The sequence below is a fragment of the Amycolatopsis sp. cg5 genome (assembly GCF_041346955.1).
GTDB lineage: Bacteria > Actinomycetota > Actinomycetes > Mycobacteriales > Pseudonocardiaceae > Amycolatopsis.
The window spans coordinates 1,336,058-1,358,982 of sequence record NZ_CP166849.1 but is presented as its reverse complement, the minus strand read 5'-3'; the positions used below and the strand labels follow the sequence as shown (position 1 = coordinate 1,358,982).

Genomic DNA, 22,925 nt, shown 5'->3' with positions numbered 1-22,925 from the left:
GGGCTTGTCGCGGCGTCCCCTCTGAGGCGGCACCTGGCCTACGTGATCTGACGTACACGAAAACTCGTTGTACATCTATAACCATTGTAGGACTATAAGCATATGGGAGACTTGAGCCGCCGCCGCAAGCTCGGTGTACTGGCGATCTGCTGCATGAGCCTGTTCATCGTCGGGCTCGACAGCACGATCGTGAACCTCGCGCTGCCGTCGATCCGCCGCGACCTCGACGCGTCCGTGTCCAGCCTGCAGTGGACGATCGACGCCTACACGCTGGTGCTCGCCAGCCTGCTGATGCTCGCGGGCTCGACGGCCGACCGCATCGGCAGGCGGCGCACCTTCCAGACCGGGCTCGTGCTGTTCAGCCTCGGCTCACTGCTGTGCGGCATCGCCACGAACGCGGCGCTCCTCATCGTGTTCCGCATGCTGCAGGCGATCGGCGGCTCGATGCTCAACCCGGTCGCGATGTCCATCATCACCAACACCTTCACCGGCCCGAAGGAGCGCGCCCGCGCGATCGGCGTCTGGGGCGGCGTCGTCGGCCTGAGCATGGCCGTCGGCCCGATGGTCGGCGGCCTGCTCGTCGAGTCGGTCGGCTGGCGCTCGATCTTCTGGATGAACGTCCCGGTCGGCGCGCTCGCACTGGCACTGACCGCGCTGTACGTCCCCGAGTCACGCGCGGCCCGCGCCCGCCGGATCGACCCGGTCGGCCAGCTCCTGGTCATCCTGCTGCTGGCGAGCGTGACCTACGGCATCATCGAAAGCCCCAACCTGGGCCTGTCGTCGCCCCTGATCATCGGCGCCTTCGCGCTGACGGCGTGTTCGCTGGTGACCCTCATCTGGTACGAACAGCGACGCGAGGAACCGTTGCTGGAACTACGTTTCTTCCGCAGCGCACCGTTCTCCGGCGCGACATTGACGGCCATCAGCGGATTCGCCGCACTGGCGGGCTTCCTGTTCCTCAACTCCCTGTACCTGCAAGAGGTACGCGGCCTTTCCCCGCTGCACGCCGGCCTCCTGACCCTGCCGATGGCCGCGATGACGGCCGTATTCGCCCCGATCTCCGGCTGGATCGTCGGCACCCGCGGCCCGCGTCTGCCCCTGCTCGTCGCGGGCGCCGGCGTGACGCTGTCCGCCCTGCTGCTGACCGGCATGAGCGCCGACACCCCGGTGGCCCAGCTCGTGCTGGCGTACGTGCTGTTCGGCATCGGCTTCGGCATGCTCAACGCCCCCATCACCAACGCCGCCGTCTCCGGAATGCCCAGGTCACAGGCAGGCGTAGCGGCCGCGGTCGCGTCAACGAGTCGCCAGGTCGGCGTCTCACTCGGCGTCGCGATCATCGGCTCGGTCGTCACCGCCCAGATCTCCGGCCCCTTCGAGACGGGGTTCGCCGCGGCCAGCCGCCTCGGCTGGTGGATCATTTTCGGCTGCGGCCTCATCGTCATCGCACTCGGCATCCTCACGACAGGCCGCTGGGCCAAGGCGACCGCTTCGGCCGTCTCGGTGGACTTTCTGGAGGAATCGCTGGTGAAGGCGACATGAGCGACGCGGCACAGGTCTGGCAGCGCATGCGCACCGTCGTACTCGAGCAGCACGACCGACGCCACGCCGTCTGCGAAGCGCTCGGCATGAGCTTCATCAAGATCAAGGCCTTGGGCTACATCGCCAAAGGCCCCATGACGTTGACCGAGCTGACCGAGCGCCTGGTCACCGACCGGCCGTACACGACACTGGTCGTCGACGACCTCGAGCGCCGCGGCCTGGCCGAGCGCACCGTCCACCCGGACGACCGCCGCCGCAAGATCGTCTCCATCACGCCTGCCGGACTCAAGGACGCCGAACGGGCCCGGCTGATCGTCGGTGCGCCACCCGAGCCTCTGCTCGCCCTCTCCCCCACTGAACTCGAAACCCTTGACCGCATCCTCGGGAAGCTTGTGGAACCCCCGGGATAAAGCGGGCTTTACTCCCGGGGATAAAGCCCGCTAAACATCGGGGAGTAAAGCAGGCTTTATCGTGGTCTCTGGTTCTGGTGGGAGGCCTCGTTTTGGGGTTGCGGTGGGTGCGTTTCGGGCCGGTCCCGTGGCTTGCGTGGTGTTTCGGGTTGCTGGAAGGGCTGACGACGTGTGCTGGTCGCCTCGGGTTTGTTGAGACCAGTTCGGGTGTCCACAGTGGATCCACCTGTGGTCAGTGGCATAGTCCTCTAGTTTTGGGTATGATGGAGGCATGTCCACCACCGAGACACTTGCCGAAGCGCCGCCGCAGTGGTGGCGCTGGGACAAGGACGCGCTCATGCTGGACTACGTCGCCCTTGAACAAGAAAAGCGCCGTTTGGACGCCAAACAGGGACAGATTCTGGCGGAGATCGAATCCCGCGGTGTGCGGGAAGTAACCGGCTATGCGGCGCTCTCGCAGTGGGTGTCGAAATGCGCGCGGGTGAAACCGTCGGAGGCGTCCGCGCGGGTCAGGCGAGCCCGCGACTTGAACCAGCGTCGTGATGGTGCCACTGAGATTCCCGCGTTCGCTCCCTATACCGCGGCCGCCGCTGCCGAAGGGGATCTGGGTGCGGATCAGATCGATGCGGTGTTGAAGGCCTTGCATGCTCTGCCGTCGACACTGACCGCCGAGGAACGGGAAGTCGGGGAGAAGATCCTCACCGACCTGGCTGCCGTCGGCGATCTGAATGAGATTCCGGTGGCAGGGAAGCGGCTGCTCGACCAGATCGACCCCGACGGGCGGTCGTGTCATGACAACCGTGTAAGCCACGGATGGACCAGGATCGGGTCGCTGACCGCGACCCAGAAAGGCTCCACCTGTGACCGAGGACACACCTGACCGGGATCCGGGCTCCGCAGCCGGCGAAGCGCTCGCGCGCGTGCTACCGCCAGAAACGCTGGACGCGTTGGTGAAAGACGCGTACGAGAATGGCGGCGCGCTGGGCGCCCAAGAATTGCTAAATCAGATGACCAAGGCGGTGCTCGAAAGGGCGCTGGACGCCGAGATGACCCATCATCTTGGCTATGAGAAAGGAGACCCCGCCGGGAACGGTTCCGGGAATTCCCGGAATGGCAGGTCTCCAAAAACCGTGTCGACTTCGAATGGTCCGGTCGAGCTGGCGGTGCCGCGTGACCGGAACGGTTCGTTCGAGCTTAAACGATCGTGCCGAAACGTGCACGCAGGCTGGGTAATATCGACGAGGCGATCCTGTCGCTGTATTCGCGTGGCATGACCACCCGGGATATCGAATCTCATTTACGTGAAGTATATGGCGTGAACGTGTCGCGAGAATTGATCTCCAATGTGACCGACGTGGTGACCGACGAGATCGCGTTGTGGCAATCTCGGCCTTTGGACGAGATGTACCCGATTCTCTATGTCGACGGCCTGCGACTGCGGGTCAAGGACAAGGGCGTGGTCACCTCCAAGGTCGCCTACCTGGCCATCGGCGTGGACATGGAAGGCCGCAAACACGCCCTCGGGCTCTGGATCGCCGACACCGAAGCGGCGAAGTTCTGGGCCAAGGTCGTCACCGACCTGCGCAACCGTGGCGTGAAAGACATCCTGATCGCCTGCTGCGACGGCCTGACCGGGCTGCCCGACGCGATCCGCGGCGCGTTTCCCGACACCGTAGTCCAAACCTGCGTCGTGCACGTGATCCGCAACGCCATGCGGTTCATTTCCTATGGCGATCGGAAGAAAGTCGCCGCCGCCATGCGGGACATCTACACCGCGCCGACACTCGAGGCGGCCGAGATCGCACTCACTCAGTTCGATAAAGACTTCGGCATACAATACCCCGCCGCGATCCAGGTCTGGCGACACGCCTGGAACGACTTCACCCCATTCCTCGACTATCCACCCGAACTCCGCAGAATCGTCTACACAACAAACCTGATCGAGAACATCAACTTCCAGCTCCGGAAAATCACCAAGAACCGCGGCCATTTCGACAGCGACACCGCCGCGACAAAACTGCTCTACCTCGGACTCCGCAACATCACCAGCAACCGAGGCGGACCATCAGGAACCGGCACCCGAGGCTGGAAACAAGCACTAAACACGCTCGCCGCACTCTTCCCCGACCGCCTGCCACTCCACTAGAATCAGAGAAGAAATCATCCGTGGCTTACACGGAAATCATGACAGGGCCCGACGGGCCCGAACCCCGCGACCCCGAACCTGCCGAACGTGGGAACGAGTTGCAGTACATCACCCACCGCGACGGCAGCCACGGCGTGAAAGTCCGTATCGACTCCGAAACCCTCGCCCGACTCAAAGCCCTCCTCGACCCCTTGGCGAAACCCCGCCCAGCCACCGATGACGAAGGTCCCGATCTGCGGTCGCAGTGGGAACGCAATGGCGATGCCTTCGCGACTTTCGTTCGCCTGGGTATGGCTCACCCCGATATTCCGACTCAGGCTGGGGAGTCGGTGCATGTGGTGGTGACGGTGTCGCTGGAAGACCTCAAAACCGGCCTCGGACGGGCCTGTCTGGACCTGGTCGGCGATATCTCCGCCGCCGAGGCGCGACGGATGGCGTGTGAATGCAAAGTCATCCCCGCCACCCTCGGAGCGCACGGGGAACCGCTCGACCTCGGCCGAGCCCAACGCCTCGCCTCCCCAGCCCAACGCCGAGCCCTCGCGATCAGAGACCGAGGCTGCGCGTTCCCGGGGTGTACGGAGCCTCAGCAGCGCTGTACCGCGCATCATATTGTCCATTGGGCACACCACGGCGAAACCGAAATCCATAATCTCGTCCTGCTCTGCAGCCGGCATCACCGGCTGATCCACCACAGTGACTGGAAAGTCCGGATGGCCTACGACAACCACCCCGAATTCATCCCCCCGAAGTTCATCGACGCAACCCAGACGCCCCGCCGCAACACCATGCACACCACCCGAACCTGAACCAACCCCGGAAAACGCACCACCCATAGCCCCACCGCCAGGCGCAGCCACCCCACTGCGCCGCATTCTCATATCCCCAGCCAGAAGCCGAACCTCGAATCGAGAGCTTCCCCCGGCCTCCGGCAGCCCGACCCAGAAACGGGGTGGGCGCACCGCACTCCCAGCCACCAACGACCGACCCCGCGACTGATCACGCCACGGTGCCCCGGTCCGTATGGAGGTTTCCGCTGCCAACCACCACAAAAACCCGACCACCGAGCGGAAACTTCCATACGGGACCGGCCCGAAACGCACCCACCGCAACCCCAAAACGAGGCCTCCCACCAGAACCAGAGACCGGGATAAAGCCTGCTTTACTCCCCGATGTTTAGCGGGCTTTATCCCCGGGTGTAAAGCCCGCTTTATCCTGGGGTAACTGTGGTTTCAAAGAAGGCGGCGAGGTCTTCGCGGGAGGCGCCGGGGAAGCCGGGGGCCGCGTCCGACCAGACGAGGTCGGCGAGGTCGCACGCGCCCGGGTCGCCCTCGGTGAGGTAGGACAGCCGGTCCGGCAACGTCCAGGCCGCCAGGCGCTGGCGTACCCATTCGCCAGGGTCCAGGACGGCCGAGCCGCCGCTCAGCATGCCGAGTATCTCGGACACCCGGCCGGGCCACGGGCCGATCGGGGTGTCCTTTGTGGCCACCCAGTCGGCGAACAGCGTGGTCAGGACAGCGGAGGACGGGACGTCGAGTACGGCGGCGATCGGGGTGGCGAGGCGCCAGAGCCGATGTTGCTCGTCGCGGCGGCCGTAGGTGGCCCAGTTGGTGACCGTGGCCGCGCTGGTGACGGCGAGGCGGTGGATGGCGGGGACGCGGACGGACTCGGGGAGGCGGGTGGCGACCGTGTCGGCGTCGGCGAGCACACAGCGGGCGAGGGCCACCGTGAGCTCGTCGGCCATGCGGGAGCCGGGTGGTTCGCTCATCGCGGGCACCAACAGCCGGGTGAGTGCTTCGACGGCTCCATAAAGGACTGAACGGGTTGACGCGGTGGCAGTCGACTCGGGGTCGAGGACGGCCATGGCCGGACGGAGTGCGGGTTTGTCCATGACCAGGCGGCGGTCGCCGTCGGAGAGGACCGTGATCGGGCTGACCTCGCCTGCCGCGCCGATCGTGGTCGGCACCGCGACCGTCCGCAGTGGACGGTTGTGGCCGCGGAAGTCCGGGTTCGTCGCGGCGAAGGCGGCCGCTTTGACGACGTCGATCACCTGGTCGTCGCCGATCGCGAGGAGGGTGTCGGCCTCGGCGAAACGGGCGGCTTCGGTGAGCCGGAGCACCTCGCGGAGGCCGGCGCGGTCGAGCGGGAACGGGACGGTGCGCAAGCCCGCGTCCACAAGGGACGAACACCAGCGTTGCACGAGCCCGGCCCGGCAGGCGTCGGTGCCGGAGACGACGAGCACGCGTTTCGACCGGCCCGCCAACGAGACGGCCGCTCGGCGTCTCGCGCCGGCGCCGGTCAGTACTTCGGTGGGTGCCTGCCAATCCCAGCGAGCCATGGTCATCTCCGGCGGGGTGTCGCGCGATTGTCCGCTCGCAACATCCTGCGCACGGGACCGGACCGGCAAGATGATCACCGCGAATACGTCAGCTGGCCGCCTGAAGTCTGCACCATGCAGATCGGCTCAGGCCCGCTTGCGCCGCCAGCTGACGATCAGCAGCCACAGCAGATACAGCCCGCCGACGAGTCCGGTCGCGATGCCGACCGGCAGGCTCGTGGACGGAAACAGGCGCTGGGTAAGGAAATCGCACGTCACGAGCAGCAGTGCGCCGACGAGCGCGGACGCGCCGACGCGCAGTGCGCCGACCAGGCGCTTGGCCAGCTGGGGCGCGGCGAGCGCGATGAAGGCGATCGGTCCGGCGACCGCGGTCGCGAAGGCGGTCAGGCCGACGCTGACCGCGATCAGCACCAGGCGGGTGCGTTCGACGGGGACGCCGAGCCCGGTCGCGGCGTCGTCGCCCATCTCCATCAGCGCCATCCGCCTGCCGTGCACGAGACCGATCGGGAGCAGCACGGCGACCGCGGCCGCGACCGGGCCGACGTGTTCCCAGCCGATCCCGTTGAGCCCGCCGACGAGCCACGACTGCGCGGCGACGGCGTCACGCAGCGAAGCGCGGGTGATCAGGTACGAGTTGACCGCGATGAGCATCGCGGACACCCCGAGCCCCACCAGCACCAGGCGGACGCCCTGCACCCCGCGCCGGTAGGTGAGCAGGTAGATCACCACCGCCGTGAGGAAACCGCCTGCCAGCGCGCCTGCCGCCGTCTCACCCGTGCCCGCGTCGGTCAGCACGATGAGCAGCAGCGCGCCCGTCGCGGCGCCCTCGGTGAACCCGATCATGTCCGGGCTGCCCAGCGGGTTCGCCGACAGGCTCTGCGTGATCGCGCCGCCCGCCGCGAGCGCCGCGCCGACGAGCAGCCCGGCGAGCAGCCTCGGCAGCCGGAACTCGGTCACGATGAACTGCGCGTCACCGGTTCCGGTCAGCGCGCCGAAGACCTCGCCGATCGACAGCGGATAGTCGCCGCTGACCAGGCTGAGCACGCTGACCGCGAGCACCGTCAGCACGAGCACGCCCCGGCGGATCATCGGCGCACCAGCGCGATGAACACCGGCGCGCCGAGGAACGCCGTCACGATGGCCACCTGCAGTTCCTCCGGTGCGATCAAGACCCGTCCGACGATGTCCGCCAGCAGCAGCAACGCGGGCGCGAGCACCGCCGACAGCGGGAAGACCCAGCGCTGGTCCGGCCCGACCAGCAGCCTGGCGATCCGCGGCACGGCCAGTCCGACGAACGCGATCGGCCCGGCGGCCGCCGTCGCCGCTCCACAAAGGACGGTGACGGCCACGACGCCGAGCGCCTTCGTCCGGCCGACCCGCACGCCGAGCGCCCGCCCGTGCTGGTCGCCGAGCGCGAGCACGTTGAACGGCCGCGCCAGGCACAGCGCGAGCACGATGCCGGCCACGATGAACGGCGCGAGCGCGACGACCACGTCCATCCGGCGATTGGCCAGCGAGCCGACGCTCCAGAACCGGAACTGGTTGAACGTGGCCGTGTTGAGCATCAGCAGTGCCGAGACGTACGCGATGAGCACGGCGGTGACGGCCGCGCCCGCCAGCAGGATCCGGTCCGGCGTGACCCCGCCGCCCGCCGAGCCCGCGCCGTAGACGAGCAGCGCCGCGAGTCCCGCGCCGGCGAACGCGAACCACACGTAGCCGGAGACGCTCGCCACACCCGCGAAGGCGATGCCGGAGACGACCGCGGCGGACGCGCCCGCGTTGATGCCGAAGAGCCCAGGGTCGGCGAGCGGGTTGCCGGTCATCGCCTGCAGCACGCTCCCGGCCAGGCCGAGCGCGGCGCCGACGAGTATCCCGAGCAGCATCCTCGGCACCCGCAGGTCGTGGATGATCACCGCGTCCGGCGACCCGTCGTTGTGCAGCAGCACCGAGAGGGTCGAGCCGAACGGGATGCCCTTCGACCCGATCCAGAGGCTGAGCAGGGATACCAGCGCGAGGACCGCCAGTGCGGCCAGCAGCGCTCCGAACCGGCGGACTGAGATCACGCCCATAAGGTTAGGCTAACCTGACAAACACCTGATCATGGAGGTACCGATGGCTCGAAAAATGGCGCTGGCGCTGTGCGCGCTGCTGCTCACCGCCGCCTGCGGCACCCCCGCGAACCAGACCACCGCCGCGCCCGGCGCGAGCCCGGCCGAGCCGGGCGCGTTCCCGGCGACCATCGAGCACAAGTACGGCAGCACCACCGTCAAGGCGGAGCCGCGCCGGGTGGTGGCCGTCGGGCTGACCGAGCAGGACGCGCTGCTCGCGCTCGGCGTGGTCCCGGTCGCCACCACCGAGTGGGACGGCGACTACCCCGGCGCCATCGGCCCGTGGGCCAAGGAGAAGCTGGGTTCGGCCGCGCTCCCGCAGAAGCTGCCCGCGGGCGAGGTCCCGTCGTACGAGAAGATCGCCGCGCTGCACCCCGACCTGATCATCGCCCAGTACGGCGGCCTGACCCAGGAGCAGTACGACAAGCTGGCCAAGATGGCGCCGGTCGTCGCGCAGCCGAAGGCGTACCCCGACTACGGGGTCGGCTGGCAGGAGCTGACGAAGAACGTCGGCATCGCCGTCGGCAGGCCGGCGCTGGCGGCCAAGCTCGTCGGCGAACTCGAGGCCAAGATCGCCACGATCCGGCAGCAGCACCCCGAATTCGCGGGCGCGACCGGGCTGATGGCGAGCCCGTGGGAGGGGTACTTCGTCTTCGCGAGCGCCGATCCGCGCTCCCGGCTGCTCACCTCGCTCGGCTTCAAGATGCCCGCCGACCTCGACACGGTCATGAAGGGCAAGTTCGGTGCGGCGCTCAGTGCCGAACGGACCGATCTGCTCAACGTCGACGCGCTCGTCTGGATCGTCGAAGGCATCGAGCCGGGCAAGGCGATGCTCGGCAAGGACGCGCTCTACAGCGGGCTCAAGGTGGCCAAGGAAAAGCGCGAGGTGTTCGTCGACAGCCCGACGGACTTCGGCCGCGCGCTGTCGTTCTCCTCGATCCTGAGCCTGCCGTTCGTGCTGGACAAGCTGGTCCCGCAGCTGAGCGCGGCCGTCGACGGCAACCCGGCGACCGAGGTCAAACCGCTTTAGCGGTGGCGATCCAGCCTTCGCGGGCGCTCGGGTACGCGGGCCGCCAGCCGGTCGCGTCCCGGAACCGCCGGTTGCTCACCCGCAGCGACCGGGTCAGTGAGGTGACCCGGTCGCCGAGCACCAGCGCGACCCGGCCTGGCCCGCGTACCCAGGCCCGTTTCCCGGCGGCGCGGGCGAGCGCGTCGGCGAACTCGCGTTTGGTCAGCGGTTCGTCGTCGACGACGTTGTAGATCCCGGCGGGCGCGGTCAGCGCGGCGGCGACCGCGGTGCCCGCGTCCGTCATGTGGATCGACGAGACGTAGCCGCCGGGCGCGCCCATCACGAGGCCGACCCGGCGGCGCGCCTGCGCGAGGATCTGCTCGCTGTGCGCGGCGCCCGGCCCGTAGAACCAGCCGAGCCGCACCACGATCCCGGCGCCACCGGCCGAGGTGAACCGCTTCGCGCTGGCCTCGGCGGCCAGATTTCCTTTGGTCATCGGATAATCGTCGACCGGCGCGTCCTCGTCGACCCAGCGCGGGCCGCGGTCGCGGTACAGCATGCTGACCGATTCCTGGATCACCCGGCCGACACCGGCGGCGAGCGCGGCGTCGACCACGGCCGCCGAGCCGAGCGTGCGGATGCGGTCGTTGTCCTTCCACGCGCTGGCGTAGAGGAACTTCGTCATCGGCGGGATCGACGAGGCCAGGTTGACCACGACGTCGTGTCCCGCGAACGCTTTCGTCAACGCCTTGGTATCGAAGATGGACACCGAGACCGGTTTCGCGCCTTGCCTGGTGAGCACCGCCGCCTTTTCGGTCGAGCGGGCGAGCGCGGACACCTCGTGCCCGGCCCCGATCAGCGTGGGGATGACATGGCCGCCGATCGCGCCGGTACCGCCCGTGACGAAAACCTTCATACCAGCCACGGTAGATCAAGGAAGGGCCCGGCACAGTGCTTCCAGCGCTGCGCCATAAGCGTGATCCGGTGGAGTCGAGTAGCCGACGACGAGTCCGTCGAACGCGGGCATCGTCGCATCCGGATGCCGGAACGCGGCCAGCCCGTCGAGCGCGATCCCTTGCCACGCCGCGGCTTTCACCACCGAGGCCTCCGTGCCCTCCGGCAGCCGGAGCACCGCGTGCAGCCCGGCCGAGATCCCGGTGACCTCGATGTGCGGCGCGAGCGCGCCGACGAGCTGATCGCGGCGCCGCCGGTATCGCAGGCGCATCCGCCGGATGTGCCGGTCGTAGGCTCCCGAGGTGATGAAGTCGGCCAGCGTCAGCTGATCGGGCACGCTCGCCCAGGCCTCGCGTTCTCCTTTCGCCGCAACGACCTTCTCGACGAGATGCTCGGGTAGGACCATCCATCCGAGACGCAGCGCCGGTGACAGGCTCTTGCTCGCGGAGCCGATGTACAGCACGCGCTCGGGGTCGAGGCCCTGCACGGCGCCGACGGGCTGGCGGTCGTAGCGGAACTCACCGTCGTAGTCATCTTCGATGACCAGCCCGCCCCTGGCGACGACCTCGGCCCGCCGCTCGTGGTGCAGCGGGCCGCCGGTCGGGAACTGGTGCGCGGGCGTCAGCAGCACCGTCTTCGTGGTCGCTTCGCCGACCCGCGCGCCGTGTTCGTCCAGCGGCAGCGGGAAAGCGCGCGGCAGCAACGACCAGTGGAACGGCAGGCCGTACGACTCGACGGACAGCGGGCCCGTCAGCACCTGCGGGAAGAGCAGCCTGAGCGCGTGCGCGAACCCCGAGCACACCACGACGCGGTCCGGCGACGTCCGCACCCCGCGCGCCCGCCCGAGGTAGTCGGCCAGCGCCACACGTAATTCGATCCGGCCACGCGGATCACCCGGCCCGAACGCCTCCGACGGCGCGGCGGTCAACGCCCGGCGCGCGGACGCGAGCCAGTCCGTGCGCGGGAACGAGGCGGCGTCCGGCTGACCCTGGCGCAGGTTGTGCACGGTCTGGGGAGCAGGCGATTTCTTGGGCAGCCGCACGGGTTTGACCGGCACGGCGCGCTGGGCGACCCGGGTGCCGGAACCCTGGCGCGCGGTCAATCTGCCCTCCGCGACCAGCTCCGCGTACGCGTCGGCGACCGTGTTGCGCGCGATGCCGAGGTCCGTGGCCAGCGACCGGTACGGCGGCAACCGGGTGCCGGCGGGCAGCCTCCCGACGGCCTCGCGCAGCGCCTCGATGAGCTTCGCGCGCTTGCTGCCGGACGCCGAGAGCGCCAGGTGCAGGTCGACCGAATTGACCCATGATTCTTCCATCGGAATGCACCATACATCGGGTCAAATCCGGCCGTAGATTGATCCACATGACGAACCGAATCAACTTCGCCAAGACCGCCCCGAAGGCCTTCAAGGCCCTGATCAGCTTTGACGCCGCCGCCCGCGACGGGCTCGACCCCGCGCTGGTCGAGCTGGTCCAGATCCGCTCGTCACAGCTCAACGGCTGCGCGTACTGCCTGCACATGCACACCTCGGACGCACGCAAGGCCGGCGAGAGCGAGGAGCGGCTGCACATGGTCGCCGTGTGGCGCGACGCGCCGAGCTTCTTCAGCGAGAAGGAGCAGGCGGCGCTGGCGCTGGCCGAGGCCGTGACCAAGGTTTCCGGTGGCGTGCCGGACGACGTCTACGCGACCGCCGCGAAGCACTTCGACGAGACCGAACTCGGCCACCTGCTCGCGCTGATCTTCACCATCAACACCTGGAACCGCATCGCCATCAGCACCGGGAAGGTCCCGGGCACCGACGAGCGCGCCAAGGCCTAACCGAGCAGCGGTTTCACCTGCGCGCCCGCGGCCGCCGCGGCTTCCCGCGGCGGCCGGGCGTGCGCCAGCACTTCCTGCTCCATGAGCCACACCACCTGCGAGACCTGGGCGTACTTGTCGCCGTAACTGCCGCGGGCCCGCGCGCTGAGCATCTGGTGCGCGAACACCGGGATGATCGGGCTCCACGCCCAGGCCTGGTCGGTGACCGTGTCCTTGCGGTTGGGGATGCCGGACAGTCCCTTCCCCAGCTCGGCCCAGCTGTTCCGCGGGTCGGCGATCCACCTGGCCACGTCCCACGCCTCTTCGACGTGCGCGCTGCCCTTGCCGACGGCGAGCACCTCGCCGCCGAGCGGGGAGGCCGAGTTGCCACCGGAGCCGGTCGGCCACAGCGCGACGTCCCAGCCGAACTTGGCCTGCTCGACCGAACTGAGCACCCACGGGCCGTTGATCATCATCGAGCAGCGGCCCGCGCCGAACTCGCGGCCGATGTCGGACTGGCCGGAGTGGAGCATGGACTTCGGGACGCTCTTGTCCTGGTTGATCAGCTTGTCCACCAGGTTCAGCGCGGTCACGCTCGCCTTGTCGCCGAGGCCGCGGAGGTCGCCGCCCGCCTGCCACAGCAACGGCAGGAAGGTGAACGTGCCTTCTTCGTTGGCCGCGGCCGAAAAACACAGTCCCGCGTGGTCGCCGTTGGTCAGTTTGCGTGCGCTCGCCACGAGTTCGTCCCAGGTCTTCGGCGGCTCGGTGACACCGGCGGCGGCGAAGTGGTCCTTGTTGTACCAGAGCGCGGTGGTGTTGCTGCGGAACGGGACGCCGTAGAACTGCTTGTTCACCTGGACACTCTGGACGACCGGGTCGAGGTACTCCTTGAGCGCGTCCCACATCTGCACGCGCGAAGTCAAATCCGTCAGCACGCCCTGTTTCGCGAACACCGGCACGTCCGCGTTGTCGATCGCGGCGAGATCGGGGAATGTGCCGTTCTTGGCGGCTTCCTGAAGTTTCGCGCGGAAATCACCGAATCGGACGACGGTCCGGCTGACGGTCACATTCGGGTGACTTTTTTCGTACCGCGCGATCAAGTTCTTCACCGCGTTGTCGGCGCTGGGCGAATAGCCGAAATAGTCCCACCAGGTCAACACCGTCTTGCCTGCCGAGTCGGCTTCGGAGTCGCCGCACGCCGAGGTCAGCGTCAGCAAACCCGTCAGCAGCAAGGATCCCAGCACGCGGCGGGCGCGGCGTCTTCCACTGGTCATCCTCGAACCCTAGCGGTACCGGCCATCGGGAACCGCATTCTCCACACCCGAGGAGAATCAGCCTTTTTGACCGTAACCGCGAAGCTTCACCACGACTCGCTCGATTTCTTCCGGCGGCAGCAACCGGGGCGTGCCTGCCGCCCGCGCGGTGAGCCAGACCTGGCACAGCCATTCGAGCTGACGGGTCCGTCCATAAGCGTCCGCGAGCGACGAGCCGAACGTAATCGTCCCATGATTGGCGAGCAGACAACCACGCCTGCCGGCCAGCGCGCCGAGCATCGATTCGGCCAGCTCTTCGCTCCCGTAGGTCGCATAAGGCGCGACTTTCACCGACGGCCCGATCAACGCGCCCGCGTAATGCACGGCGGGCACCTCATCGACCAAAGTGGACACCGCGGTCGCGTGCAGCGCGTGCGTGTGCACGACCGCGGTGATCGGGGCGCCGTCCGGATCGACCGCCGTCCGGTACAGCGCGAGATGCATCGGCAGCTCGCTCGTCGGCTTCAGCGTCCCGTGCACGACCGTCCCGTCCAGCGAGACGACGGGGATGTCCGAGGCGCCGAGCGTCGCGTAGTCGACGCCGGTCGGGGTCACCGCGACGAGGTCGCCCCGGCGGGCGGACACGTTTCCCGAGGTTCCGACCACCAGGCCGTCGGCCGCCATCCTGCGGGCGTAGTCGGAGATTTCAGCGCGCAGCTGTCCCATGAGCACCGCGCCAGTTTAGGGATCGGGCAGCTCCATGAGTCCATCGACGACGTCGTCGAGACTGCCCTCGACCGACCAGAGCACCTGGCCGCCCGGATCGCAGCGCATGGCGGCGGCGTCGGTGGTGTAGCGCACCCGCACCGCGTCGGCCTGGCCGCCAGGCCAGCTCCGGACGCCGTTGACCTGGACGAGTTCGCCGGAGTCGTCGTGCGCCGGATGGAACGTCCAGCCTGCGTCCCGCAGCCGCGCCAGCCGCTTGAGCTCGGGATAGGCCACGAAGTCCGCTTCCTCCATCTTCCACCCCAGAGATGGTCACCGGCCCGCACGGAAGCGGCGAGGGCGTTCCGTACGGGCCGGCTTTCTCGGTGAGCGGGGATTCGCGCCACCGTTGATCAGCGTGCAAGAGGATCCCGCGGAGCGGAACACCAGCGAGCGGGGGCGAAGCGGGCGTGCCGGGGAAACCCGGGGCAGATTCGCGAGGTCGTGACTCAGCGTGTCTGGTTGGTTAGACTTCACACTATTGGGAGGTCGACTATGCCGGAACCCAATCATCTCCTCCGGGCGGCGCGCCACCGGCTGCCGTCCCCCGGCGCGCCCGGCGAACACGCCAGCCGCGCCGAGGTGGCTTCGGCGGTCAACCAGTGGCTTTGGCGGGAAACCGGCAAACGCTACGAGCTCGACGCGCACTACCTCGCCAAGCTCGAACGCGGCGTAGCACGCTGGCCCAACGCGGCCTACCGGTCGGGGCTGAGGCACGTGCTCGCCGCACAGGACGACGCCGCGCTCGGATTCCGGCCACCCCGGCGAGCGGATCGTGGGCCGACACCAGCGCCCAGCACGGTCACCAGCCCGCAATGGGATGCCGAACTGGTCGCCGAACGCGCGACGGCCGTAACGGGGGATGATTTGACGCCACCGACCCGACGCACGGTACTAGCCGGCGCGGCCACCCTGATGGGTGCCGCACTGGCGGGTGAACTGGAGCCCTTCCTCCGGCCGACGGTCGTCGGCCACGGCAGGGGCACCGCGTTCACCGCGGAGGAACTCGAGTCAGCCGAGCAGCTCACCGCCACCCTCCGCGCCTGGCACACCCGCAACGGCACGCTCGCCCGCACGGCGGTGGTCGCCCAGCTCAACACGCACACGCGCAGGCTCCGCGCCGCCCCGCAGGGCACCCCGGAGACGCTGCGCGCGTTCCGGATCGGCGCCGAACTCGCCGACGTCGCGGCCTCGATGACCTGGGACGCCGCGCAGCATTCGACGGCGCAGCGGTACTTCATCCTCTCCGCCCAGCTGGCGCACGCCGCGGGCGACGACGCGCTGGCCGCCGTCGCGCTGGCCTCGCTGGCCAGGCAGTGCTACGACCTCGGCCATCCCGACGACGGGCTGGAAATCATCCAGCTCGCCCAGTACGGCACCCGGCGCACGGCCACGCCCCGGCTGCGCGCGGTGCTCGCGACCAGGGAGGCGTGGGCGTACGCGCTGCGCGGGGACGCGCGCGCGTTCCGCCGCACGGTCGGCCTCGCCGAGGACCACCACGCCGAGGGCGTGCGCGACATCGACACGGTGACCCCGTCGGCACGCAGCCTCGACGAGGCCGAACTCGCCGGCGTGATCGGCGCCCGCTACCGCGACCTCGCCCGGTTCGACGCGAGCCACGCGCGGCCCGCGCAGGAGTACATCGCCAGGGCGCTGGCGCTGCGCGATCCCACCAGGGTGCGCAACCAGGTGTTCGACCTGATCGGGCTGGCCCGCGCGCATCTCATCACCCGCGAGCCGGACCGCGCGGCCGAGCTGGTGCTGCGCGCGCTGCCGCTCGCGGGCACCTGGACCGGCGGGCGCGTCGGCACGAAGCTGCGCGACTTCCACCGCGAAGCCGCCCCGTTCATGACCGTTCCGGCCGTGCGAGACGCCAGGGAAGCCGTTTCCACGCTCATCGCCTGTTAGGGAGAGCTTTGCGAATCGGCATCACCGGACACACCTCGCTCAGCGCTGCCAGCATCGGGCTGATCTTCGACCAGCTGCGCGCGCTGCTGGCCGATCAGCCGGACCTGGTCGGCGTGACCTGCCTGGCGCGCGGCGCCGACCAGCTCTTCGCGCGGGCGGTGCTCGACCTCGGCGGCCGCGTCGAGGTCGTGCTGCCCGCCGCGGATTACCGTGCGCGCAAGGTGAAACCCGAAAACCTGGACGAATTCGACGCGCTGCTCGGCAAGGCCGAAACGGTGCGCACCATGCCGTTCGCCGAGTCGGGCGGCGCCGCGTACATGGCGGCGAGCGAACAGGTGTTGTCCACAGTAGACAAACTGGTCGCGGTGTGGGATGGCAAGCCCGCCGGCGGGCATGGTGGCACGGCGGATGTGGTCCACGCGGCCCGCGAACGTGCCATTCCGGTGACCGTCGTGTGGCCAATAGGCTGCGCGAGGGAATGATTTTGACCTATTTGGTCCATCGGATTCAGCGCATTGACGCGTCCGATGTCTCACTCGTAGTCTGAGCCCCATCAGGATCAAGAGCACCTTCGACTGAAGCCCGGTCCCCCGCATAGCCCACCGCAAGCCCGTCGGCATCCGCCTCTGCCGCCGCGGCGTTCCGTGGCGTTCCGTGCCGTGCACCGGTCAGTGGAATGTGTTGATATAGGAGGCGCATTTCAGAATGCAACGACGTATTCGAATGCTCGCGGTGCTGGCCAGTGCCGCGACGATCATGGCGACCGCCGCCGTGGCGAACGCCGCGGATCCCTTGCTGTCACAGGGCAAGCCGGTCACCGCGTCCACGCAGAGCGGCTGCTGTACGGCCGCCGCGGCGGTCGACGGGGACTCGGCGACCCGCTGGGCCAGCACCGGCGGGGTGGACCCGTCCTGGATCTATGTCGACCTCGGCGCGTCCGTCCATGTCAGCCGGGTCCGGCTGCAGTGGGACAAGTCCTGCGCCACCGCGTACGAGATCGGTGTCTCGAACGACAAGACCACCTGGACCAAGATCTACTCGACCACCACCGGCAAGGGCGGCGTCGAGGACCTCACCACGCTCAACGGTGACGGCCGCTACGTGCGCATGCTCGGCACCAAGCGCTGCCGCACCGACGCCGCGTACGGCTACTCGCTGCAGGAATTCGGCGTGTACGGCACGAACGGCGGCGGTGGCGACACCGTCGCGCCGACCCCTCCCGGCAAGCCGGAACTGGTCAGCGCCACCCCGAGCAGCGCGACCATCAAGTGGGGCGCCGCGACGGACAACGTCGCCGTCACCGCGTACGACATCTTCCGTGACGGCCAGCTGTGCGCCAGCACCGCGGGCAACGTGCTGCAGGGCACCTGCAACAACCTCAACCCGAACGTCACGTACGGCTTCTACGTCAACGCCCGCGACGCCGCGGGCAACGTCTCGCAGGCCAGTGAGACCACGCCGGTGAAGACGCCGCCGTCGAACGACACGCAGAAGCCGACCGTGCCGACGAACGTGAAGTCCTCGAACGTCCAGAGCACCAGCGTCGGTCTTTCGTGGACCGCGTCGACGGACAACGTGGGCGTCACCGGCTACAACGTCTTCAACGTCTCGGGCGGCACCAGCACCAAGGTCGGCTCGACGAACGGCACCAGCATCACCGTCGGCGGCCTGACCCCGAACACCGCGTACCACCTCCAGGTCACCGCGTTCGACGCCAACGGCAACGAGAGCGCAGGCAGCACCCCGCTGGTCGACGTCACCACCTCCGGCGGCTCGTCGTGCACCCCGTCGCAGGGCATGTGCACCGTCAAGCAGGTCGGCACCGACGACGACGTCGTGTGGGGCCTCGTCACGCTCCCCGACGGCACGATCCTCTACAACCAGCGCGACGCGCACACCATCGTGCACATGAACCCGGCCACCGGGTCCAAGAAGACCATCGGCACCGTGCCGAACGTCCAGAGCACCAGCGGTGAAGGCGGCTTGACGGGTCTCGAGATCAACCCGAAGAGCTTCTCGAGCGACAACTGGCTCTACATCATGCACACCTCGCCCAACGACAACCGGATCGTCCGCATCAAGTACGACCCGGCCGCCGACTCGCTGCTCACCTCGACCGAGCAGGTGCTGGTCAGCGGTATCCAGCGCAACAAGTTCCACGACGGCGGGCGCCTGCGCTTCAGCCCCGACGGCAAGTACCTGTTCGCCGGCACCGGCGACGCGCAGAACGGCGACAACGCGCAGAACAAGTCGAACCTCAACGGCAAGGTGCTGCGCATCAACCCGGACGGCACCATCCCGTCGGACAACCCGTTCGGCAACGCGATCTGGACGCTCGGCCACCGCAACATCCAGGGCCTGGCGTTCGACTCGCAGGGCAGGCTGTGGGAGCAGGAGTTCGGCAACTCGATCATGGACGAGACCAACCTGATCGAGAAGGGCGGCAACTACGGCTGGCCCAAGTGCGAAGGCACCTCGGGCAGCTGCGGCGGCTTCATCGCGCCGAAGAAGACCTACCCGGTCGGCTCCGGTTCGTGCAGTGGCATCACGATCGTCCACGACGCGCTGTACGTCGCCTGCCAGAAGGGCGAGCGGATCTACCGCCACGAGATCAGCGGCAGCTCGCTGGTGAACTCGAAGCAGTTCTTCAGCGGCACCTACGGCCGTCTGCGCACGGTCGAGCCCGCGCCGAACGGCGGCATCTGGATGGCCACCTCCAACGGCGGTGACAAGGACAGCACCCCGCACAACAGCAACAACAAGATCTTCCACGTGACCGTGGCCTGATCCGTTCGGCGAAACGCCCCGCGCTCCTTCCCGGAACGCGGGGCGTTTTCACGTCTTCATCCACAACCTCGGCTGCGGCACCGGCTTTGTGCTCACCGGTTTGAGCAGCACGAACCAGAGCAGCTCGACGAGCCAGAACAAGAAAAGCCACGCGATGATCAGCAGCCCCGGAATGAGCACGAAAATCAGTGAAGGGATGGCGACCAGCAGCCACAGCAACACTTCTCCCGCACCGGCGCCCGCCAGTTTCGACGCGCCCCGCACCCCCGCCCACATCATCCAGCGGCGCACGAACGCGACCCCGAGTTCCCGCATCGACCGCCGGAAAAGCCCATCGGCGTCGGCGCGGCTGATGTCACGCCGCCCGCACAGATAGTCGTGCAGCACGGCCGATTTCGAGTAGACGCCGTACCTCGGCACCAGCCACACCAGGCACCTCGGCACCGACGCGAAATCGGTGACGAAACCCGGATCCAGATTGAACAACTCACTATTGCCTTCATAAACCAGTGGCGCGACGAGCAGCCATGACGTGTCGTCGAGCTCCTGGACGATCAATTCACCTTCGAAAGGCATCGCACCCGCCTCCTCGCTTCGGCCGGCGACTCCATGATCCACCCGCGAAAAGCGAAGAGTGACCGTTGACATCCAAATGATGAAGATCCGTGATCCCGCCACTCCACAAAGGACACTCGCCACCCGTACGCGAATGGCCGCCACGCGTTCATGAACGGACGGCACGCGTACCTGGATGGACGACACGCGTACCCAGAGAGTCGGCACGCGTGTCGTCCGCCTATGCGCACGCGTCGTCCATCCATGCACGGGTGACGTCCATCTGGGTACGCGTGGCGTCCGTCTGGGTACGCGTGCCGACTCTCTGGGTACGGGAACCCGTGTTCAGCCGGCGCCCAGGCAAACGAAGGGGCGGCGGAACGGGTCGGCGCCGATGGCGTCGGCTAGTGCGGAGGCGGGTGAGGTGGAATTGGCGAGGCCGCGGTGGTAGTCGTCCATGGCGGCCGCGGCGGCTTGATCGCCGACACGGCTGAGCGGCGCGATGACCGTGCGCGAACCGCTGGCGAGCAGCGCGCTGGCGAACCCGAGCGCCTCGTCCCCCGGCCGGATGCGGTTGAGCGCGAGTTCGCACGCGGCGAGCACGACTTGGCGCGGCGGCTGTTTGAGACCGGCGATCTCGTGCGCGAACAAGGCCCCGTCGGCCAGTTCGAGCCGGGAGAACAAGGCGTTCTCGGGTTCGTGGGCGCCGTGCGCCGCGATGTGCGCGAGCTTGGAACCGTCGAGCGCCCGCAGCACGGACTTCACCGTCGCCCGTGCACCGGACAGCAACCGCGCGCCCTGGTGATGCGTGGCGAGCTTGTCGATCTCACCGCGCGCGGCGGGCAGATCGGGCCCACGGGCGAGAATGATCTTGCGCGCACGCTGGACGCGGGTGTGTTCGGCGGCGAGCCAGGCCGTCGCCGACGGGGCGACCACCGTCGGCCGCGACTGCAGGCTCGGCAGAACTCCCCACGGGACACCGTAAAGCGCGCCGGTCGGCACGATGACGAGTTCGCGATGCCCGAGCATGGTCAGCGGGCGGATCAGCTGAGCGTCGAGCAGCTCGGCCTGCCTGCGCGCCGACCCCATGACGGCGTCGACGAGCATGGGCGGCAGATGGTCGGGAGCGAGCGCGTTGAGGTCGACATTGAGCCTGCGCGCGCTCTCGGCGGCCGGTTTCGCGGATCCGAGGCGCACCAGCCGCACGGCGCCGTCGGCGACCACGACGGCCACCACTTCGTCGTCGGACACCGCGAAGCTCACCAGCGCGCGCTCCCCCAGCGACTCGGCGACCTCATTCACCGTCGCGACCGGACGCGGTTTGCCCCAGCGCCCCGCGTCCCAGCCAAGCCGATGCGACTCACGCAGCCGTTCCGTGTACTTCGCCCGCAGCGCGGCCGTCGGATGCCCGAGGTGTTGTGCCTGATGGATCGCCTGGTCGAGACCCCGCATCTCGGCGATCCGCTCGGCTACCTCGGGATCGTCGGCACCGGCGATCGGCTCATAACGGTGGGTCTGCGCCCTGGTCCGCTCCAGCCAGTCGAATACGCGCCTAGCCGTGCCGCCGTCCAGCACCAGCTTCACGGCCAGCCCGGCGAGTTCACGGCCGTGCAGCGCGGTGCCGGACACCAATTCAAGCCCGCCCATCCGGTCTCGGACCCGGTCCAGCTCGCCGAGCCCGGCGCGGATCTCGGCGAACGCCTTGGCCCGATCACCTTGCCCTGCGGCGAGCTCCGCACGGCAGAGGCGGCGCAGCATGCGGTAGTCGATGGGAGTGAGCCTTGCCGGACGTGGGATCCCGCGCAGCAACTCGGCGGCCCGCCGGAGATTACTCCGCCGGATCTCGAGCCGGGCCGCCAGCATCCTGGCCGACGCGGCGCGGTCGGCGAGCCTCGCGGGCATGGACTTCGCGATCCGCAACGCCCGCGCGGTCAGCGACGGCGACAGGTCGCCCGAGCGCAACGCCTCCCGCACGTCCGCACGCAGACCGATGATCGCCGCGTCCGCGGCACACGTCTGACATCCCCAGCGGACCATGCCCTTGCGCGCGGAGTCCGCCATCTCCCGTGCCAGGCCCAGCTCGTCGTTCAGCAACGCGGCAGTGGCACGCAGCAGCTCCGCGGTCGAGAGATAGGTCGTGAAACCGCGTTGTTCGCGCATCGCGGGCAAGACCTCGTCGAAGTACGCGCCCGCTTCGCCCGCCAAGCCTGCCGTCAGTAGTGCCTCGGCCTGGCCCATGCGCAGGAAGACCGGGACCGCGAGGCCCTGTTCCCGGTAGAACTGCTCGCTTTCGGCATAGCGTCGCAAGGCCGTCGGAACATCGCCCATACGCAATTCCAGCGTGCCGAGCTGGCGGCGGGAATCGGCGGCCTGCGAAAGCGCGCCTCGCTCTTCCCCGAGTGCGATGGCATGGGTCAGGTCTTCGCGCGCTCCTCGGATGTCACCGGCGCGCATACGCGCCACCCCGCGGCTGAACAGCGACTTCAGGTAGCGATCGAGTACGGCTGCCTGGTCGTCGGCCACGGCCAGGCCCGCCCGCTGCAGTTCGATCGATTTGTCGAGGTATCCGATGCCCTCGTCGTTGCGCCCGATCCCGAGCAACATCAGTGCCTGGTTGTGGTGGACCGATCCGCTGAGCTCGGAACGCAGCCGCACATCGTCAACCTGCGTGATCAGCGGCCATACGCTCTCGATCTCGGCCTGCGCCATCTCCGTGCCGGTGATATCCCGGGAGAAGTAAGCAAGTGAGATGAGCAACCGGATCCGGGTGACCAGCCAATCGCCATGCGGCACCGGCTCGGCGGAGTCCAACATGGCCAAGCCGCGGCGCATCATCCGAAGGCCATCAGGCAGCCGTTCCGTGCAAGCGGCGTCCACCCCGGCCCGGTGCAGTTCCCGAGCTTCGCGGATGATCTTACCTTGATCCGGTCCTGTCACAGCCACACTAGTATGACAACACAGACGGTAGTGATATTCGCCCGCCCGCCGAGGAAATTCGCCAGGCGGACGAACACCGTCCGTACGCAGGGACTTGTGGACTCAGTGACCGCAGCCGAAGTCGGCGCAGTCGGTCTTCTTGTCAGGGTCCGGTTCAGGCTTCGGGTCCGGCTTGGGGTCCGGTTCGGCCCCCAGCAGGTCGTCGATGACCTGCGGTTCCGTGATTTCCTTGATGTCGGTAGGCGTGGACATATCGATCTCCTCCCCTGGCGATCTTTTCTTGCGCCCCATTCCGACGCAGCCCCGCGAAGCGTGGTTCCGTTGACGCTGCGTCGCCATTTGGCGGACCCTCACTCCGCCAATAGAGCAATGGTGACACAAAGAGAGCAAGATCGGGAAGAATTCCCACGGACAGTCAGCGA

At 68.2% G+C, this 22,925-nt stretch carries 20 protein-coding genes and 1 pseudogene; 10 read left to right on the top strand and 11 right to left on the bottom strand.

What is annotated here, in order from left to right; genetic code table 11:
• The first annotated feature begins 102 nt into the window (after window positions 1–102).
• From AB5J62_RS06595 to AB5J62_RS06575, 5 genes and pseudogenes are all read left to right on the top strand, one after another.
• Entirely contained in the window at window positions 103–1,539 is a 1,437-nt protein-coding gene (locus AB5J62_RS06595) for an MFS transporter (RefSeq protein ID WP_370947217.1), read from the top strand.
• On the top strand, window positions 1,536–1,949 hold the full coding sequence (locus AB5J62_RS06590; protein WP_370947216.1) for a MarR family winged helix-turn-helix transcriptional regulator: 414 nt from the start codon (window positions 1,536–1,538) through the stop codon (window positions 1,947–1,949). The genes AB5J62_RS06595 and AB5J62_RS06590 overlap by 4 nt, the downstream gene beginning before the upstream one ends.
• Window positions 1,950–2,220: 271 nt before the next feature.
• Window positions 2,221–2,829 carry a DUF222 domain-containing protein gene (locus AB5J62_RS06585; protein WP_370947215.1) on the top strand — a complete coding sequence of 203 codons (609 nt, stop codon included), beginning with the start codon at window positions 2,221–2,223 and terminating at the stop codon, window positions 2,827–2,829.
• A 40-nt stretch (window positions 2,830–2,869) separates the two neighbouring features.
• Window positions 2,870–4,095: pseudogene (locus AB5J62_RS06580) on the top strand (IS256 family transposase).
• A gap of 20 nt (window positions 4,096–4,115) precedes the next feature.
• The gene (locus tag AB5J62_RS06575) at window positions 4,116–4,901 is read left to right on the top strand and encodes a DUF222 domain-containing protein (protein ID WP_370947214.1); all 786 of its coding nucleotides are present in this window, start codon (window positions 4,116–4,118) and stop codon (window positions 4,899–4,901) included.
• Window positions 4,902–5,302: 401 nt separating this feature from the next.
• Here AB5J62_RS06575 and AB5J62_RS06570 read toward each other — a convergent pair whose 3' ends face one another.
• The 3 genes from AB5J62_RS06570 to AB5J62_RS06560 all read right to left on the bottom strand — a co-directional run bounded on the left by AB5J62_RS06570 (window position 5,303) and on the right by AB5J62_RS06560 (window position 8,499).
• Window positions 5,303–6,430 carry an iron-containing alcohol dehydrogenase gene (locus AB5J62_RS06570; protein WP_370947213.1) on the bottom strand — a complete coding sequence of 376 codons (1,128 nt, stop codon included), beginning with the start codon at window positions 6,428–6,430 and terminating at the stop codon, window positions 5,303–5,305.
• Window positions 6,431–6,556: 126 nt separating this feature from the next.
• The gene (locus tag AB5J62_RS06565) at window positions 6,557–7,519 is read right to left on the bottom strand and encodes a FecCD family ABC transporter permease (RefSeq protein WP_370947212.1); all 963 of its coding nucleotides are present in this window, start codon (window positions 7,517–7,519) and stop codon (window positions 6,557–6,559) included.
• Complete coding sequence (locus tag AB5J62_RS06560) at window positions 7,516–8,499, bottom strand: FecCD family ABC transporter permease (protein WP_370947211.1); 984 nt, start codon at window positions 8,497–8,499, stop codon at window positions 7,516–7,518. Before AB5J62_RS06560 ends, AB5J62_RS06565 begins: the two co-directional genes overlap by 4 nt.
• A gap of 43 nt (window positions 8,500–8,542) precedes the next feature.
• Here AB5J62_RS06560 and AB5J62_RS06555 point away from each other — a divergent pair, with 43 nt between their 5' ends.
• Window positions 8,543–9,568, top strand: a complete 1,026-nt coding sequence (locus AB5J62_RS06555; RefSeq protein WP_370947210.1) for an iron-siderophore ABC transporter substrate-binding protein — start codon at window positions 8,543–8,545, stop codon at window positions 9,566–9,568.
• Here the strand turns inward: AB5J62_RS06555 and AB5J62_RS06550 are convergent.
• Both AB5J62_RS06550 and AB5J62_RS06545 read right to left on the bottom strand, forming a co-directional pair.
• Entirely contained in the window at window positions 9,555–10,463 is a 909-nt protein-coding gene (locus tag AB5J62_RS06550) for an NAD-dependent epimerase/dehydratase family protein (protein WP_370947209.1), read from the bottom strand. The two genes, AB5J62_RS06555 and AB5J62_RS06550, sit on opposite strands and share 14 nt — an antisense overlap.
• 15 nt (window positions 10,464–10,478) lie before the next feature.
• A complete protein-coding gene (locus tag AB5J62_RS06545) occupies window positions 10,479–11,816 on the bottom strand; it encodes a PLP-dependent aminotransferase family protein (RefSeq protein WP_370947208.1) in 1,338 nt (445 codons plus the stop codon).
• 47 nt (window positions 11,817–11,863) lie between these two features.
• Here AB5J62_RS06545 and AB5J62_RS06540 point away from each other — a divergent pair, with 47 nt between their 5' ends.
• Window positions 11,864–12,319 (top strand): carboxymuconolactone decarboxylase family protein, encoded by a 456-nt coding sequence (locus AB5J62_RS06540; protein WP_370947207.1) that lies wholly within the window; start codon window positions 11,864–11,866, stop codon window positions 12,317–12,319.
• On the opposite strand, the gene AB5J62_RS06535 is transcribed toward AB5J62_RS06540, so the two are convergent.
• The 3 genes from AB5J62_RS06535 to AB5J62_RS06525 are packed head-to-tail and all read right to left on the bottom strand — an operon-like array spanning window position 12,316 to window position 14,571.
• Window positions 12,316–13,572 carry a sugar ABC transporter substrate-binding protein gene (locus AB5J62_RS06535; protein ID WP_370947206.1) on the bottom strand — a complete coding sequence of 419 codons (1,257 nt, stop codon included), beginning with the start codon at window positions 13,570–13,572 and terminating at the stop codon, window positions 12,316–12,318. The genes AB5J62_RS06540 and AB5J62_RS06535 overlap by 4 nt on opposite strands.
• A gap of 57 nt (window positions 13,573–13,629) precedes the next feature.
• Window positions 13,630–14,277, bottom strand: a complete 648-nt coding sequence (locus AB5J62_RS06530; protein ID WP_370950198.1) for a class II aldolase/adducin family protein — start codon at window positions 14,275–14,277, stop codon at window positions 13,630–13,632.
• A gap of 15 nt (window positions 14,278–14,292) precedes the next feature.
• Window positions 14,293–14,571: a hypothetical protein gene (locus tag AB5J62_RS06525; protein WP_370947205.1), complete on the bottom strand. Its 279-nt coding sequence runs from the start codon at window positions 14,569–14,571 to the stop codon at window positions 14,293–14,295.
• Window positions 14,572–14,811: 240 nt separating this feature from the next.
• On the opposite strand from AB5J62_RS06525, the gene AB5J62_RS06520 reads away from it, so the two are divergent.
• The 3 genes from AB5J62_RS06520 (at window position 14,812) to AB5J62_RS06510 (ending at window position 19,011) form a co-directional block, all read left to right on the top strand.
• Window positions 14,812–16,224 carry a hypothetical protein gene (locus AB5J62_RS06520; protein WP_370947204.1) on the top strand — a complete coding sequence of 471 codons (1,413 nt, stop codon included), beginning with the start codon at window positions 14,812–14,814 and terminating at the stop codon, window positions 16,222–16,224.
• 8 nt (window positions 16,225–16,232) lie between these two features.
• On the top strand, window positions 16,233–16,706 hold the full coding sequence (locus tag AB5J62_RS06515; RefSeq protein WP_370947203.1) for a hypothetical protein: 474 nt from the start codon (window positions 16,233–16,235) through the stop codon (window positions 16,704–16,706).
• A gap of 223 nt (window positions 16,707–16,929) precedes the next feature.
• Complete coding sequence (locus AB5J62_RS06510) at window positions 16,930–19,011, top strand: PQQ-dependent sugar dehydrogenase (RefSeq protein ID WP_370947202.1); 2,082 nt, start codon at window positions 16,930–16,932, stop codon at window positions 19,009–19,011.
• Between the two features lie 48 nt (window positions 19,012–19,059).
• Here AB5J62_RS06510 and AB5J62_RS06505 read toward each other — a convergent pair whose 3' ends face one another.
• The 3 genes from AB5J62_RS06505 to AB5J62_RS06495 form a co-directional block, all read right to left on the bottom strand.
• Window positions 19,060–19,587: a DUF1353 domain-containing protein gene (locus tag AB5J62_RS06505; RefSeq protein ID WP_370947201.1), complete on the bottom strand. Its 528-nt coding sequence runs from the start codon at window positions 19,585–19,587 to the stop codon at window positions 19,060–19,062.
• A gap of 324 nt (window positions 19,588–19,911) precedes the next feature.
• Window positions 19,912–22,380: a CHAT domain-containing protein gene (locus AB5J62_RS06500; protein ID WP_370950197.1), complete on the bottom strand. Its 2,469-nt coding sequence runs from the start codon at window positions 22,378–22,380 to the stop codon at window positions 19,912–19,914.
• A gap of 225 nt (window positions 22,381–22,605) precedes the next feature.
• Window positions 22,606–22,755: a hypothetical protein gene (locus AB5J62_RS06495; RefSeq protein ID WP_370947200.1), complete on the bottom strand. Its 150-nt coding sequence runs from the start codon at window positions 22,753–22,755 to the stop codon at window positions 22,606–22,608.
• Window positions 22,756–22,925 lie beyond the last annotated feature (170 nt).

Excerpts from the sequence above, each read along its gene's own strand:
- AB5J62_RS06495 (WP_370947200.1), bottom strand. The coding sequence starts at position 22,755 with ATGTCCACGCCTACCGACATCAAGGAAATCACGGAACCGCAGGTCATC.
- AB5J62_RS06550 (WP_370947209.1), bottom strand. The coding sequence starts at position 10,463 with ATGAAGGTTTTCGTCACGGGCGGTACCGGCGCGATCGGCGGCCATGTC.
- AB5J62_RS06510 (WP_370947202.1), top strand. The coding sequence starts at position 16,930 with ATGCAACGACGTATTCGAATGCTCGCGGTGCTGGCCAGTGCCGCGACG.
- AB5J62_RS06505 (WP_370947201.1), bottom strand. The coding sequence starts at position 19,587 with ATGCCTTTCGAAGGTGAATTGATCGTCCAGGAGCTCGACGACACGTCA.
- AB5J62_RS06535 (WP_370947206.1), bottom strand. The coding sequence starts at position 13,572 with ATGACCAGTGGAAGACGCCGCGCCCGCCGCGTGCTGGGATCCTTGCTG.
- AB5J62_RS06585 (WP_370947215.1), top strand. The coding sequence starts at position 2,221 with ATGTCCACCACCGAGACACTTGCCGAAGCGCCGCCGCAGTGGTGGCGC.
- AB5J62_RS06500 (WP_370950197.1), bottom strand. The coding sequence starts at position 22,380 with ATGTTGGACTCCGCCGAGCCGGTGCCGCATGGCGATTGGCTGGTCACC.
- AB5J62_RS06560 (WP_370947211.1), bottom strand. The coding sequence starts at position 8,499 with ATGGGCGTGATCTCAGTCCGCCGGTTCGGAGCGCTGCTGGCCGCACTG.
- AB5J62_RS06555 (WP_370947210.1), top strand. The coding sequence starts at position 8,543 with ATGGCTCGAAAAATGGCGCTGGCGCTGTGCGCGCTGCTGCTCACCGCC.
- AB5J62_RS06545 (WP_370947208.1), bottom strand. The coding sequence starts at position 11,816 with ATGGAAGAATCATGGGTCAATTCGGTCGACCTGCACCTGGCGCTCTCG.
- AB5J62_RS06530 (WP_370950198.1), bottom strand. The coding sequence starts at position 14,277 with ATGGGACAGCTGCGCGCTGAAATCTCCGACTACGCCCGCAGGATGGCG.
- AB5J62_RS06565 (WP_370947212.1), bottom strand. The coding sequence starts at position 7,519 with ATGATCCGCCGGGGCGTGCTCGTGCTGACGGTGCTCGCGGTCAGCGTG.
- AB5J62_RS06520 (WP_370947204.1), top strand. The coding sequence starts at position 14,812 with ATGCCGGAACCCAATCATCTCCTCCGGGCGGCGCGCCACCGGCTGCCG.
- AB5J62_RS06540 (WP_370947207.1), top strand. The coding sequence starts at position 11,864 with ATGACGAACCGAATCAACTTCGCCAAGACCGCCCCGAAGGCCTTCAAG.
- AB5J62_RS06595 (WP_370947217.1), top strand. The coding sequence starts at position 103 with ATGGGAGACTTGAGCCGCCGCCGCAAGCTCGGTGTACTGGCGATCTGC.
- AB5J62_RS06525 (WP_370947205.1), bottom strand. The coding sequence starts at position 14,571 with ATGGAGGAAGCGGACTTCGTGGCCTATCCCGAGCTCAAGCGGCTGGCG.
- AB5J62_RS06570 (WP_370947213.1), bottom strand. The coding sequence starts at position 6,430 with ATGGCTCGCTGGGATTGGCAGGCACCCACCGAAGTACTGACCGGCGCC.
- AB5J62_RS06590 (WP_370947216.1), top strand. The coding sequence starts at position 1,536 with ATGAGCGACGCGGCACAGGTCTGGCAGCGCATGCGCACCGTCGTACTC.